This is a genomic window from Herbidospora mongoliensis (assembly GCF_001570545.1).
Classification (GTDB): domain Bacteria; phylum Actinomycetota; class Actinomycetes; order Streptosporangiales; family Streptosporangiaceae; genus Herbidospora; species Herbidospora mongoliensis.
This window is the reverse complement of record NZ_BBXD01000012.1, coordinates 230,496-246,269: the sequence shown is the minus strand read 5'-3', so window position 1 is coordinate 246,269 and position 15,774 is coordinate 230,496. Positions and strand designations below refer to the sequence as shown.

Here is a 15,774-nt window from a genome sequence, read left to right as displayed (position 1 = left end):
TCTCCTTGCGTCGATCGACGCCAACACTACGACCGAACGACACCCCTTCAAAGCGGCTTCAAGTCACTCTCCAACCGCACACCAACCCGGCACCAAATCCCCCCACGGATCCTCGATCCAGACGAACGAGGAGAAATCATGATCAACGACTTGCGTCAGGTCATCCGCGGCCGGGTGCTGACCGACGGCGACGAGGGTTTCGAGCGGGCCAGGGAGCCGTGGGACGGCGCCGTCGACCAGCGCGTGCTGGCCGTCGTGGAGGCCGAGGACGCCGCCGACGTGGCCGCCGTGGTCCGCCACGCGAGCCTCTACGGCCTGGCCGTCGCCACCCAGCCCAACGGCCACGCGCCGTCGGCCGGGTTCGAGGGGACGATCCTGCTGCGCACCTCCCGGATGCGCGCGGTGCACGTGCGCCCCGAGGAGCGGGTGGCCCGGGTGGAGGCGGGCGCGTCGTGGCAGGAGGTGCTGACCGCCGCCGCCAAGCACGACCTGACCGGTCTGGCCGGGAGCACCGGCGCCGTCAGCGTGACCGGGTTCGTGCTGGGCGGCGGGCTGAGCTGGTTCGGCCGCAAGCACGGTTTCGCCGCCAACCACGTGGTGGCCTTCGAACTGGTGGACGCCCAGGGCGAACACCGGCGGGTGACCGCCGGCAGCGACCCCGACCTGTTCTGGGCGCTGCGCGGAGGCGGCGGCGACTACGCCGTCGTCACCGCCGTCGAGATCAGTCTGTTCCCCGCCCCCGAGCTGTTCGGCGGCCGCCTCATGTGGCCCGCCGCCCGCGCCGCCGAGGTGCTGACCGCCTTCCGCGAGGCCACCCGCACCGCCCCCGACGACCTCACCCTGTGGTTCACCCTGCTCCAGCTCCCGCCGCTCCCCGAGCTGCCCGAGCCGCTGCGCGGCCTGTCGGCGGTCTGCCTGGACGTCACCTATCTGGGCGGCGAGGAGAAGGCCCGCGAGCTGCTGGCCCACTTCGACGCGATCCCCGGCGCGGTCATGGACACCCGCGGCATGCTGCCGGTCGACCGGCTCGGCGAGATCTGCATGGAGCCGACCGACCCCACCCCCGCGCTGGTCACCTCACACCTGCTGACCGACCTCGACGACCGGGCCGCCACCACGCTGCTCGCCGCGACCGGCCCCGGCACGGTCGCCCCGCTCGCCTTCGTCATGATCCGCCACCTCGGCGGCGCGCTGGCCGTTCCGCGTCCCGACGCGGGCGCCTGCGGTCACCTGACCGAGAAGTACCAGGTCCACGCGGGCGGCATGCTGCTGTGGCCCGAGATGGCCGGGCCGATCAGGGAACGGCAGGCCTCGATCGCGCGGGCACTCTCGCCCTGCACGTCCGACCGCAAGGTCTTCACGTTCCTCGGCCACGACGAACCGGCCGACACCGCCTTCCCCGCCGAGACGTTCGCCCGCCTGCGCCGGATCAAGATCCGACGCGACCCCCTGGGCACGTTCCGGTCGAACCACCCCGTGCGCTAGAGCTTCAGCACCTTGCTGTCACCCGAGCCGGTCTGGATGACGATCTTCTTGGGGGCGGCCGGGTCGTTGGTGACCTCGACGGCCCGCTCGCCCGAGCCGGTGTGGAGGGTGGCGTTGTAGGTGCCACCGGGGACCCATGCGATGCCGTCGCCCGAGCCGGTCTCGATCGTGACCGAGTCGGGGGCGGCGCTGAACTTGGCCTCGATGCTGCCGGAACCGGCCTCGGCGACGAACGTCTTGGCCAGCAGGCCGCTGGCGTCGACCTCGCCCGAGCCGGTCGACACGTCGACCGGGCCGCTGAGCGCGCGCAGCGTGATCTCGCCGGAGCCCGTCTCGACCTTGACGTTCAGGCCCTTCGGGACCTCGACGTTGTAGTCGATCGCGCAGTTGGCGCATGTGTAGGAGAGGGTCAGGGTGCCGCCGCCGACCTCGTGGCCGTCGGTCGGCTTGTCGCCCCGGTAGTGGAGCGTCTCGGTCACCGCGATGCCGGTGCGGGCCGACTCGTTGACGACCACGTCACCCGACCCCGCCTCGATGCGCAGCGTGGTGACGGCGTCTTTGATGTCGTACTTCTCGACGGCCTCGTTGCGGGGACCGAAGTCGAAGTCGAGGTCGCCGCATGCGGTCAAGACCAGCGCGGATCCGGCGAGCAGACCCACGGCCGCGAGGCTCTTCATTCTCATGTCATCAGTCTGGGAGCCGCGGAGCCCCGATCCCATCGGGGATGGCCCCCACCGCTCCCTGAGAGGACCCTCAGGAACGCCCTCTGATAATCTTCCATTAGACAGAATCAGTTTTCCGCAGAGTGGAAAAGAGTGGGCGATGACGAACGGCGTTGAGATCAACGGCCCGATGTCCGACCGATTCGACGAGATCCTCACCCCCGAGGCCCTCGCCTTCGTGGCGGAACTCCACCGGGCCTTCGACGACCGCCGCCGCGACCTCCTGGCCGCCCGCCAGACCCGCCAGGCCGAACTGTCGGCGGGGGGCACGCTCGGATTCCTTCCCGAAACGGAAGAAATCAGGCAGAGCGACTGGCAGGTGGCTCCTCCGGCGTTCGGTCTGGAAGACCGCCGGGTCGAGATCACCGGCCCGGTCGACCGCAAGATGACCATCAACGCGCTCAACTCCGGCGCCCGGGTGTGGCTGGCCGACTTCGAAGACGCCAACTCCCCCACCTGGGAGAACAACCTCAACGGGCAGCTCAACCTGCGCGCGGCCCTCGACCGCGAGATCGACTTCGAGAGCGGCGGCAAGTCCTACGCGCTCAAGCCCGACGAGAAGCTGGCCACGATCGTGGTCCGCCCGCGCGGCTGGCACCTCGACGAGAAGCACCTCACGGTCGACGGGCAGCCGGTCTCCGCCTCACTCTTCGACTTCGCGCTCTACTTCTTCCACAACGCCCGCCGCCTGCTGGCCAAGGGCAAGGGCCCCTACTTCTACCTCCCGAAGATCGAGTCCCACCTGGAGGCCCGCCTCTGGAACGACGTCTTCGTCGCCGCCCAGAACGCGGTCGGCCTGCCCCTGGGCACCGTCCGGGCCACGGTCCTGATCGAGACCTACCCGGCGGCCTTCGAGATGGAAGAGATCCTCTACGAGTTGCGCGACCACTCCGCCGGTCTCAACGCCGGCCGGTGGGACTACCTGTTCAGCGTGATCAAGAAGTTCCGCACGCGTGGCCGCGAGTTCCTGCTCCCCGAACGCAACACCGTGACGATGACGGCGCCCTTCATGAGGGCGTACACGGAACTCCTGGTGCGGACCTGCCACAAGCGCGGCGCCCACGCCATCGGCGGGATGGCCGCCTTCATCCCCTCGCGCCGTGACCCCGAGGTGAACGCGGTCGCCCTGGAGAAGGTGCGGGCCGACAAGACCCGCGAGTCGGGCGACGGCTTCGACGGCTCGTGGGTGGCCCACCCCGACCTGGTCGCGATCTGCGAGGAGGTCTTCGACGACGTCCTCGGCGACCGGCCGAACCAGATCGACCGCAAGCGCGAAGAGGTGTCGGTCACCGCCGAAGACCTGCTGTCGGTCTCCAAGACCCCGGGCGAGATCACCGAGAAGGGCCTGCGGAGCAACGTCGACGTCGCGCTCAGATATCTCGCGGCCTGGATGGGCGGCAGCGGCGCGGTGGCGATCCACAACCTGATGGAAGACGCCGCCACGGCCGAGATCTCCCGCTCGCAGATCTGGCAGTGGATCCACAACGACATCGAGCTGGCCGACACCCACGAGGTGGTCACCAAGGAGCTCGTCGAGCGGATCATCGACGAGGAGCTCGACAAGATCAGGAAAGAACCGATCTGGGACGAGACCCTGTTCACCCAGGCCACGGCGCTGTTCAAGCAAGTCGCTCTTGACGATGACTTCGCCGAGTTTTTGACCCTTCCGGCGTATTCTCAGATGCCGTGACGGTGTTCGACCGGCTCGACGCTCTCTTCCCGCCCGACCGGGTCATCACTGACCCGGTCCGGCTGCGGACCTACGAGTGCGACGGCCTCACCTACCACCGCGCGACCCCGATGGTCGTGGTCCTGCCGGAGACCACGGAGGAGATCGCGGCGGTGGTCCGGGTCTGCGCCGAGTTCGGCGTGCCGTTCGTGGCGCGCGGCTCGGGCACGGGGCTGTCCGGGGGCGCGCTCCCCCGATCCGACGGGGTTCTCATCGTGACGTCGCGGATGCGGCGGATCCTCTCGATCGACCTCGACCAGCGCAGGGCCGTGGTGGAGCCGGGGGTCACCAACCTGGCGATCACCGAGGCGGTCCGCGACCGGGGCTACTACTACGCGCCCGACCCGTCGAGCCAGCAGATCTGCTCGATCGGCGGCAACGTGGCCGAGAACTCGGGCGGGGCCCACTGCCTGAAATACGGGTTCACCGTGAACCACGTACTGGCCCTGGAGATCGTGACCCCGGAAGGGGAGATCATCGAGATCTCCGAAGACGACTTCGGCTACGACCTGCTCGGCGCGTTCGTCGGGTCGGAGGGCACGCTGGGCATCGCCACCAAGATCACCGTGAGGCTGATGCGGGCCCCCGAATCGGTGACGACCCTGCTGGCCGCCTTCCAGACCATCGAGGCCGGCGGTCAGGCGGTCTCGGCGATCATCGGCGCCGGCATCATGCCGGCCGCGATCGAGATGATGGACGCCCTCGCGATCGAAGCCGCCGAAGCAGCCGTGGCCTGCGGCTATCCGGCCGCCGCCGGAGCGGTGCTGATCGTCGAGCTCGACGGCCCCTCGTCCGAGGTGGAGGCCCAGCTGGCCGAGGTGATCGCGATCTGCGTGGGCACCGGCTCGTTCGAGCAGCGGGTGGCCGCCTCGGCCGACGAGCGGGCCAAGATCTGGAAGGGCCGCAAGTCGGCTTTCGCGGCCGTGGGCCGGATCAGCCCCGCCTACATCGTCCAGGACGGCGTCGTGCCCCGGACCTCGCTCGGCGAGGTGCTGGCCGGGATCGACGCGCTGCAGGACGAGTTCGGCATCCGGGTCGCCAACGTCTTCCACGCGGGCGACGGGAACCTGCATCCTCTGGTGCTCTTCGACGACACCGCGCCCGGCGAGGGCGAACGGGCCGAGATCGTCAGCGGCCGGATCCTCGACCTGTGCATCCTGCACGGCGGCTCGATCACCGGCGAACACGGCGTCGGGGTCGACAAGGCCCGCTACATGCCGAGAATGTTCACCGACGACGACCTCGACACCATGCAGCTCCTGCGTTGCGCCTTCGACCCCGGCGGCCGGTCCAACCCCGGCAAGGTCTTCCCGACGCCGAGGCTGTGCGGCGAGGTGCCCCGCGTCCACAAGGGCTCACCCGGGGAGATCTTCTGATGCTCGGCCACACGGGAGTGATGATCCGCGACGGCGGCCCGCTCGACGCGGTCGGCGGCGTGACGCCGCGCTGGGTCGCCCAACCCGAGAGCGTCGAGGAGATCGCCGTCGTCATGGGCGCCTGCGCCGACGGCGGCCTGGCCGTGACCCCGGCCGGGGGCCGCACCAAGCTCGGCTGGGCGGCCCCTCCGGAGCGGGTCGACGTGCTGCTCGACCTGTCCTCGATGCACGACGTGCTCGAACACGTGGCCGGTGACCTGGTGGTCCGGGTCCAGGCGGGCATCCCGGTGACCCGGCTGGCCGAGGTCCTGGCCAAGGCCGGGCAGGCACTCGCGCTCGACGTCCCGTTCCCGGATGCCACCATCGGCGGGACGTTGGCGGCTCCTTCGCCGGGCCCCCGCGCGTTCCGCTACGGCAACGCGCGCGACCTGCTGATCGGCGTCACGGTCGTGCTGGCCGACGGGACGATCGCGCGGGCCGGCGGCAAGGTCGTGAAGAACGTCGCCGGATACGACCTCGGCAAGCTGTTCACCGGCTCCTACGGAACCCTCGGCGTGATCGCCGAGGCGACGTTCCGGCTCCACCCGATCCCGGCCGACCGCCGCTGGCTGTCGTTCGAGTGTGAGGGCTGGGAAGACGCCGGGGACCTGCTCAGATCCCAGCTGGAACCGAGCGCGGTCGAGATCGACCACCCCGCCGAGGGGCTGTCGACGGTGGCCGCGCTGTTCGAGGGCCCCGCCGCCGAGCAACGCGCTCTGGCGGCGCGGGAGCTGTTCGAGGGTGGCGACGTCCATACCGAGGCTCCGGCGTGGTGGGGTCAGCCGCCCGGTTCGCCGCTCCACTCGCTGCGGTGCCGCGTGGCTCCTTCTGTTCCAGACGGGATCTCGGTACGCGGCTCGCTCGCCACCGGTGTCTACCTGGCCTCCGGCTCCACCGACCTGGACGCGTGGCGCTCGGCGCTGCCCGACCATGCCCGCCTGGTCGGACTGTCCGGCGATCTCACCGGGGACCGGTGGGGCCCGATCCCGTCGCTGCCGTTGATGCGGCGGGTCAAGGAGCGGTTCGACCCCGAGCGGCGAATGTCGCCCGGACGGCTCGCGGGAGGACTCTGACATGGACCCAGAGCTGATCAAAGACTGCGTGCACTGCGGGTTCTGCCTGCCGACGTGTCCGACCTATGTGCTGTGGGGCGAGGAGATGGACTCCCCGCGTGGCCGCATCCACCTGATGGCCCAATACAACGAGGGCGCCGAGATGACGCCCGAGATGGCGGGGCATTTCGACGCCTGCCTCGGCTGCATGGCGTGTGTGACGGCGTGCCCTTCGGGGGTTCAGTACGACAAGCTCATCGAGCACACGCGGCCGGTCGTCGAACGGGAACACGCGCGGACGCCGCGTGACCGGGCGGTCCGGGCTCTGGTGTTCGCGCTGTTCCCCTATCCCCGGCGACTGCGCCTGATCAAGCCCTTCACCCGGTTGAACCGCCGGCTGGCGCCGTTCCTCGATCGGGTGCATCCGACGTTGGGGGCGCTGGCCGAGCTGACGCCGCCCCGGTCACGCTCTCGTCCCCTGCCGCCGCTCGTCCGGGCGCGGGGGCCGCTGCGGGCCCGGGTCGGGTTGCTGACCGGGTGTGTGCAGGGGGCGTTCTTCCCCGACGTGAACCGGGCCACCGCGCGGGTGCTGGCGCTCGAAGGGTGTGACGTCGTCATTCCGCCTGGTCAGGGGTGTTGCGGGGCGCTTTCCCTGCATTCCGGGTACGACGCCCATCGGTTCGCCCGGCGGACCATCGAGACCTTCGAGAAGGCCGGGGTAGACACGGTCGTGGTGAACGCGGCCGGGTGCGGGTCGTCGATGAAGGACTACGCCGACGTGCTGGCCGACGATCCCGGGTGGCAGCGGCGGGCCGAGTGCCTGAAGGTGCGCGACCTGGCGGAATTCCTGGTCGAACTGGGGCCCGTGGCGGTGCGGCATCCGCTGCCGGTGACCGTGGCCTACCACGACGCCTGCCATCTGGCCCATGCTCAGGGGGTGCGGTCGCAGCCTCGTGAACTGCTCGACCAGATCCCCGAACTCAAGGTGCGGGAGATCGCCGAGTCGGCCATCTGCTGCGGGTCGGCGGGGACGTACAACCTGTTCCAGCCCCAGCCCGCCCGGGAACTGGGCGAGCGGAAGGCAGGCCGGGTCGAGGACACCGGGGCCGACCTGCTGGTCTCCGCCAATCCTGGCTGCACCATGCAGATCACCGCCGCGATGCGGCGGATGGGACGCCCGGTGATGCCGGTCGCCCACACCGCCCAGGTGCTCGACGCCTCGCTGCGGGGGCTCGGGGCGGTGCGGTGAGCGTCCAGTCGGTCGAGCGGGCGCTCGACGTGCTCGAAGCCCTGGCCGATCACGGCGGCGAGGCCGGGCTGTCGGAGATCGCCGCCCGGACCGGCCTCCCCTACGGCACCATCCACCGTCTGCTGCAGACACTCTTGACGCGCGGGTACGTCCGGCAGGAGTCCGACCGGCGGTACGCGCTGGGCGGGGCCCTGGTGCGGATCGGCGGTGCGGCCGAGCGGCTGGTCGGAGCCTGGGCGGAGCCCTACCTGACCAAAATGGTGGAACTCTCCGGCGAGACGGCCAACATGGCGGTCCTCGAAGGCGACTTCGTGGTGTACGTGGCCCAGGTGCCGTCACCCCGGCGATTGCGCATGTTCGCCGAGGTCGGGCGTCGGGTGCTCCCCCACAGCACGGCGGTCGGGAAGGTCCTGCTGGCCGGCCATCCCAACGCGGCGGCCGTCTTCGAACGCACGGGGCTCCCCCGGCGGACCGAACAGACCATCACGTCGATCGCCACGATGATGACGGAACTGTCGGTCGTCGCCCGGCAGGGATACGCGATGGACCTGGGCGAGGAGGAATCGGGCGTCCACTGCCTGGCCGTCCCGGTGGCCGACGGCTCACGCGTGGTGGCGGCCATGTCCGTCTCCGGACCCGTCGAGCGGGTCTCCGCCCTCGACCGCGACGAGCTGGCCCGGGGCCTGCGAAAGATCGCCGGCGACTTCGGCGCGGAGGTGTTCGGCGCCCGGAGCCGGCCTGCTGAGAATGTCAGGATGCGCGGCTAGGTTGAAGGCATGTGCCGAAGCATCAAGACCCTGCGCCCGCCGTTCGCCGAGGACGTGACCGAGAACGACGTCGAGGCCGCGGCGCTCCAATACGTCCGCAAGATCAGCGGCTTCCGGACACCCGCGGCTCACAACGCGGCGGCCTTCAACGAGGCGGTCGCGGAGATCACCGCCGCCAGCGCGAAACTGCTGGCGGCGCTGGAGGTCCGGGGCGCGAAGGCCTGAACGCTTCAGGCGCACTGCGTCAGCATGATCTCCTTGTCGGCCGTGGTGACCGGAAGGTCATACTTCAGCGCGACCTGGGCGAACCTGACCACGTAGGAGCAGCGGATCTTCCCCACCGGCGGTAACCACGACGCCGGTCCGGAGTCGCTCTTCGAGGAGTTGGTCGACCCGTCGACCGGGAGCAGGTTGAGGGGATCGTTGGCCAGCCGCTTGCGCTCGGCGTCGGTCCAGCGCGCGGAGCCCATCTGCCAGCTGTACGACAGCGGGATCACATGGTCGATCTGGACCTCCGACGCGTCCTCTTTCCGCCAGTCGATGGTCTTTCCCGTGTACGGGTCGTCCAAGGTCATCGACACGACCACGCAGTCGGAGCCGCTCCGGAACTCGATCTCCTCGCCGTCGCGCTGGAGCAGGTCGTTGCGGGTGTCGCAGCCGTTCCGGGCGAGGGGGATGTCGTCGGCGTTGTCCGCCCACGCGTAGCCGAACTCGTCACGGTCATATCCGGTCTTCGGCCCTCGGCCCTTGGTCTCCACCTTGTCGATCAGCTCACGGGCTTCCTTGCGGTCGGCGTTGGACCCGATCACCGCCAGACCGGGCTTGGTGCCCTCGGGGTTGTTCAGGGGGTTCGTCCCGGACGACGAAGCCCCTCCCCCGGCGGAGTCGCCCGGAGGCGCCGCCGCATCGATCGCAGCGCAGCCTGACACGAGTAATCCCGCCAGCACGAACCCGGCGCCTGTCTTGCGCAGCACCGCTCACCCCCAGGTCATGTAATTGCCTGCCCAGGTATAGCAAATGCCCAAATTTCGGGCTTTAAGAGGTCGGGGGCGGCAAGTTGACCTTGAGTGGCGTGAACGACCCCGCCGATCCCTCACATGAGGTCAGAGATGGGCGAAATGTCCGGTCCCGGCCGGCCTTCAGGTGATCAGGATCCCGCCGTCTACCGGCAGCACGGCCCCCGTCACGTAGGAGCCCGCGTCCGAGGCCAGGAAGATCGCCGCGCAGACCAGTTCCTCCGCCTCCCCCACCCGTCCGGCCGGGACGCGGAGCTTGAGCATCGTCTCCAGGTAGCTCGCCGGATACTGCTCGGTCATCTCCGAGGCGAAGAACCCCGGTTCCAGGCAGTTCACCCGGATCCCTCGACGTCCCGTCCACTGCTGCGCCAGATCCCTGGTCAGCCCGGTGATCGCCGCCTTCGACGCCGAGTAGGCGGCCTGCGGCAACCCGCCGGTCGTCTCGCCGAGGATGCTCCCGATGTTCACGATCGAGGAGCCGGGCTTCATCACCCGGGCGCAGGCCTGCGCCATGTAGAAGGCCCCGTGAAGGTTGATGTCGACGACCGCCCGGAAGTCTTCGGGCCGCTCCTTCAACGCGGGCACCGCAGTCCCGACCCCGGCGTTGTTGATCAGGATGTCGACCCCGCCCAGCTCCTCGACGGCCGCGGCCACGAGAGCTTCGCAGTCGGCGGGCGAGGTCACGTCGGTGGGCACCGCAACGCAACGGCGGCCGGTCTCCTCGACCAGCCGCCGCGTTTCCTCCAGCCGTTCGGCCCGGCGTGCGCCGATGGCCACGTCGGCCCCGGCCTCGGCGAGCCCTCGCGCGAAGGCGACACCCAGGCCGGATGAGGCCCCCGTGACGACCGCGACTTTCCCGTTGAGACGAAAACGTTCAAGAATCACGGCCGCCACGATACCGAACCAAGTTCTAGAGGCCGTACTCCTTCACGATGTGCTCGTGGCGCTCGGCCTCGACGCCGACCTCGCGGGCCAGGTCGAGCCAGGCCAGCGGGTGGACCCACGTCTCGGTCACGTCGTCGAGGACGGCGTCGAGCTCGGTCGCGCTGGCGTCCGGCGGGATCGCGATCCAGCCGAACACGCCCGGGAGCTGGTCGCCCGTGCCGGGGTGGGTGACCTCGTAGCCCTTGTCGGAGTAGACCCACATCGGCCAGCCGCGCTCGGCCATCAGCTCGTCGAACTCCGACCACTCTTCGTCGGTCGGGGCCGCGCCGTCGAAGAACCAGCTGGTGTAGCCGCCGGGACGGAGCATCGTGACCCCGGCGAACGGGATGACGAAGTTCTCCTTCTCCTCCTCGCTCTCCGGGACCGGCTCCAGCGGGCGGGGGTCGATGACGACGATGTCGCCGGCGTTGTATTCCATGCCGCGCGGCTGCGGGATCGCCAGCCTGGCGGTCGCCGGGCCGGTGCGGACCGCGAGGACCTCGCGCTGGCTGCCGTCGGGCGCGGGGAGAATGGTCCGGATGAGGTGCCACTCCTCCTCGATCGGACCCTCGGCCGACTGGATCGGCATGCCGAGCTTGGCGGCGCCCTTGCGGACGGTCACCCAGTCTTCGGCGGCCGTGGCCAGCACGATGACGCGCCAGATGTCTTCTTCTTCGCCCTGGACGTCGCCGTCGATGATCGGACGGAGGATCTCAGCCGCCCGGACGTTGTCGCCGAGCTGCTGCACCGCGCCCGACCACAAGCGCAGCGCCTCGAGCCCGGCACCGCCCTTGGCTGCCTTCTCGCCCTCGTCGGCGGTCTCCTCCCAGCGCTCACGCGCACGGTGGAGACGGGCCAGCGCCAGGTGGGAACCGGGAGCCTTGAGACGGCCCGCGAGGTCGTGTACGCGTTCGTCCTGCTCGGCCTCGATGAGCAGGCCGGTCAGGTAGGCGACGTCTTCGAGGTCGGCCTCGGCCGGGTTGCCCTCGACGGCGGCCATCTGCCAGTAGATGTCGGCGCCGGCGGGGGCGTAGCCGAGGAAACCGAGCGTCGTCGTGTGACGGCGGGTCGCCTCCAGGTCCTTGCCGGACAGCGGCCAGAGCCAGCCGACCCAGCGCTCGGGGTCGGCGGTGCGGCCGTCGGCCGCGTCGAAGTAGGCGACCAGCTCGGCCTCGGGGCCGGGCGCGGGCGTCTCGACGGCGGCGTCACACTCGGCGCGCAGCGCGGCGATCCGCTCGGCGACGCCGTCGGCCGACTTCAGCTCGCGGGACGCCACCTCGGCGAGGTCGGCCAGCAGCCGCGCCTGCCAGATGCCCTTCCGGCGCAGCGCCAGCCGGGCGCCGGTGAAGGCCAGGTCGACGCGGGCGCGCGGGGACCCCATGGTCTCGAAGTAGCTCATCCACTGACGGACGATCCGGCCCAGCTGCCAGGAGTTCTGGATCGCATCCTGCTCGGAGAGCCGGAAGACGACCTGCGCCCACTCGACCCAGTCGCGCGGGTGCTCGCCCACCACGTCGAGGTCGGGCAGCGACTCCACGGCGTGCTGGATCTGGCCGAGCTCGACCAGGATGCGGGAGTGCAGGATGCCCTCGCGGCGGGCCTTGGCCACCGGGTCGTCGGGCTTGAAGGCGTTGGCGGCGTGCAGGGCGTTGAGCGCGTCTTGCGCCCGCCCCGTGGCCAGCAGCGCCCGTGCGGACATCGCGGCGAGTTCCCACGACGCCTCGCGCCCGGCGCCCTTCAGCCGCTCGACGGCGGCCTCGGCGTAGGCCACGGCCTCGGCGGGCTTGCCCGCGTCGAGCAGCGCCAGCACATATTGAGTGGTCAGCCCGGAGAAGGCCAGCGAGTCGGGCCCCCCCGTCTGCAGCGCGCGCCCGAGCGACCCGAGCCGCTCGTCGGCGTAGCCGGGCCCGTCGGTGTTGGCCTGCGCGATCGCCAGCACCTCGACGGCGCAGGAGGCCGCCGGGCAGTCGGCCACGTCGCTACGGGCGGCGAAACTCACGAGCTCACGGGCGTCGTCGACGGCGACGGACCCGTTCGCCCGGTCGCCGACCCGGCCCATCAGATGCCAATAGCGGGCGAAGAGTTCAAGCCAGGGCTGCTCCATGGTCTCCGCCTGCTGCGCGATCGCCGGAGCGACAACGTCGAGCTGGCCGTAGCGACCTTCGAGCGCCTGCGCCGGAACGTCGCCCAGCGCCATCGCCAGCCCGACATTTCCCGCTTCATGCAGTTGCCGCTGGGTGCCACCGACCCACGACCAGATGTCCACGTCCATGGGCAGCCAGTCTGCCAGGTCACCGGGGCTGCCCCAAACGTCCGCACGGCTACGCGCACTAATTCACACTGGCTTGCGCGTCCCTCAGCAGCTCGCCCAGCTCCCGCGCCTCGCCGTCCGTGAGCACCGCGTAAGCGGGCGCGACCAGCACGTCGGTCAGCTCCTCGGCGCGGGCGCGCTTCTCCATGTCCTCATCCGCGGGTACGGGATAGGGCTCCGGCCACGACATAAACCTGGCGACCTCGGCAGTGCTCGTGTAACTACGCGGCGCGCCCGACTCGTAGTGCCCGACGAGTGTGGCCATGAGGGGATCGATCAGCGCGGCGGCCACCGCGATGGCGTGCATGCTGCCCCGATGCTCCCGCGCCACCTGAAGTGCGTGGGCCGCCCGCCCGGGCGCGTCGTCAGGGAGCGGGAGCGCCCGCCAGCCCGCGAACAGCGGCGCGGCCAGCGGGGAGGCGGCCGACGTGGCCTTCGTGAGCAGGTCGGCGAGGCGTCCGGCGCCGTCGAAGGCCAGGTTGCGGCGGCCCCAGGCGGCGCACGCGTTGGCGTACAGGAAAGCGCCCTTCTCCGCCGGAAGCGACCGGCCGCCTTCCCACATCGCGCGGACGAAGCCAGGCTCGAAGAACGGCGCGCCGGCGATGACGACCTCGGCGTCGACCTCACCGAGGACACCGCAGCGGCCGCGGAAGTACATCTCCCACCGCCCGAACCCGTGCTCGTCGCAGAGGGCCTTGACCTCCCTGGAGATCATGAACCTGCCCCCGAGCGAGCCGATCGCCTTTTTGTACATGTCCGCCTCCTAGGTCTACACAACGAACCCAGCATGAGAGGCCGAACAATATTCTGCAACCTAGCGACCGAGTGGGGATTTCCGCCCTGGGTTCAGCCGTGGTAGTCGCCGCTGGCCACCAGCTCGGCCGGGCCGGCCAGGTAGCTCGTCTCCGCGTCGAGGGTGATCGTCAGGGTGCCGCCGAGGACGCGTACGGACCAGACCCCCTCTTCCTCTCCGGCCGCGTGAGCCGCCGCGACCGCCGTGGCCACAGCGCCGGTGCCGCAGGAGCGGGTCTCGCCGGAGCCGCGCTCATAGACGCGCATGGAGACCGAGTGGTCGCCGATCGGGTTGATCAACTCGATGTTGACCCCCTCGGGGAAGGCGCGGCGGTCGAAAGAGGGCTGGGCGGAGAGGTCGAGTTCGGTCACGGGGTCGGTGATGACGCAGGCCAGGTGGGGGTTGCCGACGTTCACCCGCAGGCCCCGGTATTCGCGGCCGTTCAGCACGGTCCGGCTTTCGCCGGAGACGACCGGCTTGCCCATGTCGACCTGGACGTCGCCGGTAGCGCCCAATCGGACCTTCCGGACCCCGGCCCGGGTCGCCACGCCGAACTCGCCCGGGTCGGCCAGGCCTGCGTCGACCAGGTAGCGGGAGAACACGCGGACGCCGTTGCCGCACATCTCGGCGACGCTGCCGTCGGCGTTGCGGTAGTCCATGAACCACTCGGCATCCGGCGCCTGGGACTCCACCTCGGGGACCAGCTTGGTCGGCACCACGTGCAGCACGCCGTCGCCGCCGATTCCGGCCCGGCGGTCACAGATCTGGGCGACCAGTGGGGCGGGAAGATCGAGACGCCCCTCCGGGTCGGGGAGTAGGACGAAATCGTTCTCGGTCCCATGACCCTTCACGAAGCGCATGAGACAACTCTAATCGCTTGAGCAGGCAGGTCCGGGGCGTCGTAGGGCAGCCAGACCACCCGTGGATCGCGCCGGAACCACGACTCCTGGCGGCGCGCGAAGCGTCTGGTCGCCCTGATCGTCTCGTCCATGGCCTGCTTTTCGGTCCACTCGCCGTCGAGGTATTTGATCACCTGGGCGTATCCGAGCGCCCGCGCCGCGGTGGTGCCCAGGCCGCCCTCGTGCAGTTTCCGTGTCTCTTCCACGAAACCGGCCGCCCACATGCGGTGAACCCGGAGCTCGATGCGCTCGTCGAGCACCGGCCGGGGAATCAGCAGTCCTATCTGTACGGATCTGTACACCGACTCATAGGACGGCAGGGTGGCCGAGAAGGGGCGTCCGGACAGCTCGATGACCTCCAGGGCGCGCACCACCCGGCGGCCGTTGCTGGGCAGGATCGCGGCGGCGGCCACCGGATCGAGCGTCTGGAGCCGGGCGTAGAGGGGGGCGATCCCGTTTTCGGCCAGTTCCTCCTCCAGCCGCGCCCGGATCACGCTGTCGGTGCCGGGGAACTCGAGATCGTCGAGGATCGCCCGGACGTACAGCCCGGAACCTCCCACGATCACCGGGGTGACCCCTCTGACCAGCAGCCCGTCGATCAGGGGACGGGCGATGCCCTGGTATTCGGCGACACTGGCCGTCTGATCCACGTCCCAGATGTCGAACAAATGGTGGGTCACACCTTTCCGTTCGGGGATGGTCAATTTGGCCGTACCGATATCCATTCCTCGGTAAAGCTGCATCGAGTCGGCGTTCACCGCCTCGCCGCCGAGACGGATCGCCAATTCCACGGCGAGATCGGACTTTCCGGCCGCCGTGGGACCCACGACGGCGATGACTGGTAGCTGCCCCACGCCATCCAGTGTCCCAAGCTCCCGGGTAACAATGGGACGAGTGGCGCCCGTCAGCGTCACGATCGGGGGATACGACATGTCCATGTTCGACAAGGCCAAGGACAAGCTCGGCGAACACTCCGACAAGGTCGAGGACGCCACGAAGAAGGGCGTCGACAAGGCCTCGGAAGCCGCCCGCCACAAGACCGGCGGCAAATATGACGACAAGATCGACAAGGTCGCCGACAAGGCCAAGGACGCGGCCGACAAGATCGACGACCAGCGGTAGGGGGAACTCTGATGTCGTTCTTCGACAAGGTCAGGGACATGTTCGGCGGACACCACCACACCCAGTCCGCCACGACGTCTCCGCGACCCCAGCGCATGCCCGGAACCGAGCAGGACGGCTTCCGTGACAAGGTGGAGGATTCCGTGAAGAGCGGCATCGACACCGCGGCACGCAAGGCCGACGACATGACCAAGGGCAAGTACCGCGACCAGATCAACCGTTCCGCGGGCTCCGCCAGAAACGCCGCCGACAAGATCGACGGCAAGCCTGACTAGGCTCCTCAGACCCCG

Annotated in this window: 16 protein-coding genes; 9 read left to right on the top strand and 7 right to left on the bottom strand. The window is 69.9% G+C overall.

Going from position 1 to position 15,774, the window contains the following annotated elements; all coding sequences use genetic code 11:
- Positions 1–138 precede the first annotated feature (138 nt).
- The gene (locus AW272_RS15965; protein ID WP_066365250.1) at positions 139–1,485 is read left to right on the top strand and encodes an FAD-binding oxidoreductase; all 1,347 of its coding nucleotides are present in this window, start codon (positions 139–141) and stop codon (positions 1,483–1,485) included.
- On the opposite strand, the gene AW272_RS15960 is transcribed toward AW272_RS15965, so the two are convergent.
- Positions 1,482–2,168, bottom strand: a complete 687-nt coding sequence (locus AW272_RS15960) for a DUF4097 family beta strand repeat-containing protein (protein WP_245657568.1) — start codon at positions 2,166–2,168, stop codon at positions 1,482–1,484. The genes AW272_RS15965 and AW272_RS15960 overlap by 4 nt on opposite strands.
- Before the next feature lie 139 nt (positions 2,169–2,307).
- Between AW272_RS15960 and aceB the strand changes: the two genes are divergently transcribed.
- Genes aceB through AW272_RS15930 form a run of 6 tightly spaced genes read left to right on the top strand, consistent with a single transcriptional unit; the run spans position 2,308 to position 8,644 of the window.
- On the top strand, positions 2,308–3,897 hold the full coding sequence (gene aceB, locus AW272_RS15955) for a malate synthase A (RefSeq protein WP_066365237.1): 1,590 nt from the start codon (positions 2,308–2,310) through the stop codon (positions 3,895–3,897).
- Positions 3,894–5,312 carry an FAD-linked oxidase C-terminal domain-containing protein gene (locus tag AW272_RS15950; protein ID WP_066365235.1) on the top strand — a complete coding sequence of 473 codons (1,419 nt, stop codon included), beginning with the start codon at positions 3,894–3,896 and terminating at the stop codon, positions 5,310–5,312. The genes aceB and AW272_RS15950 overlap by 4 nt, the downstream gene beginning before the upstream one ends.
- A complete protein-coding gene (locus AW272_RS15945) occupies positions 5,312–6,424 on the top strand; it encodes an FAD-binding oxidoreductase (RefSeq protein ID WP_066365233.1) in 1,113 nt (370 codons plus the stop codon). Before AW272_RS15950 ends, AW272_RS15945 begins: the two co-directional genes overlap by 1 nt.
- A gap of 1 nt (position 6,425) precedes the next feature.
- Complete coding sequence (locus AW272_RS15940; protein WP_066365230.1) at positions 6,426–7,652, top strand: (Fe-S)-binding protein; 1,227 nt, start codon at positions 6,426–6,428, stop codon at positions 7,650–7,652.
- Positions 7,649–8,419 (top strand): IclR family transcriptional regulator, encoded by a 771-nt coding sequence (locus AW272_RS15935; protein WP_066365223.1) that lies wholly within the window; start codon positions 7,649–7,651, stop codon positions 8,417–8,419. Before AW272_RS15940 ends, AW272_RS15935 begins: the two co-directional genes overlap by 4 nt.
- A 9-nt stretch (positions 8,420–8,428) precedes the next feature.
- Positions 8,429–8,644: a DUF2277 domain-containing protein gene (locus AW272_RS15930; RefSeq protein ID WP_066365222.1), complete on the top strand. Its 216-nt coding sequence runs from the start codon at positions 8,429–8,431 to the stop codon at positions 8,642–8,644.
- 5 nt (positions 8,645–8,649) lie between these two features.
- Here the strand turns inward: AW272_RS15930 and AW272_RS15925 are convergent, their stop codons facing one another.
- The 6 genes from AW272_RS15925 to miaA form a co-directional block, all read right to left on the bottom strand.
- Positions 8,650–9,393 carry an HNH endonuclease family protein gene (locus AW272_RS15925; protein ID WP_066365221.1) on the bottom strand — a complete coding sequence of 248 codons (744 nt, stop codon included), beginning with the start codon at positions 9,391–9,393 and terminating at the stop codon, positions 8,650–8,652.
- A gap of 165 nt (positions 9,394–9,558) precedes the next feature.
- Positions 9,559–10,320, bottom strand: coding sequence for an SDR family NAD(P)-dependent oxidoreductase (locus tag AW272_RS15920; protein ID WP_245657567.1), 762 nt, complete (start codon positions 10,318–10,320; stop codon positions 9,559–9,561).
- A gap of 25 nt (positions 10,321–10,345) precedes the next feature.
- Positions 10,346–12,631, bottom strand: coding sequence for a hypothetical protein (locus tag AW272_RS15915; RefSeq protein ID WP_066365218.1), 2,286 nt, complete (start codon positions 12,629–12,631; stop codon positions 10,346–10,348).
- 58 nt (positions 12,632–12,689) lie between these two features.
- Positions 12,690–13,424 carry an SCO6745 family protein gene (locus AW272_RS15910; RefSeq protein WP_066365215.1) on the bottom strand — a complete coding sequence of 245 codons (735 nt, stop codon included), beginning with the start codon at positions 13,422–13,424 and terminating at the stop codon, positions 12,690–12,692.
- A 92-nt stretch (positions 13,425–13,516) separates the two neighbouring features.
- Complete coding sequence (dapF, locus tag AW272_RS15905; RefSeq protein WP_066365212.1) at positions 13,517–14,323, bottom strand: diaminopimelate epimerase; 807 nt, start codon at positions 14,321–14,323, stop codon at positions 13,517–13,519.
- Entirely contained in the window at positions 14,311–15,216 is a 906-nt protein-coding gene (miaA, locus tag AW272_RS15900) for a tRNA (adenosine(37)-N6)-dimethylallyltransferase MiaA (RefSeq protein ID WP_066365209.1), read from the bottom strand. Before miaA ends, dapF begins: the two co-directional genes overlap by 13 nt.
- A gap of 40 nt (positions 15,217–15,256) precedes the next feature.
- On the opposite strand from miaA, the gene AW272_RS15895 reads away from it, so the two are divergent.
- Entirely contained in the window at positions 15,257–15,484 is a 228-nt protein-coding gene (locus AW272_RS15895; RefSeq protein ID WP_245657566.1) for an antitoxin, read from the top strand.
- Between the two features lie 11 nt (positions 15,485–15,495).
- On the top strand, positions 15,496–15,759 hold the full coding sequence (locus AW272_RS15890; RefSeq protein WP_066365207.1) for an antitoxin: 264 nt from the start codon (positions 15,496–15,498) through the stop codon (positions 15,757–15,759).
- Positions 15,760–15,774 lie beyond the last annotated feature (15 nt).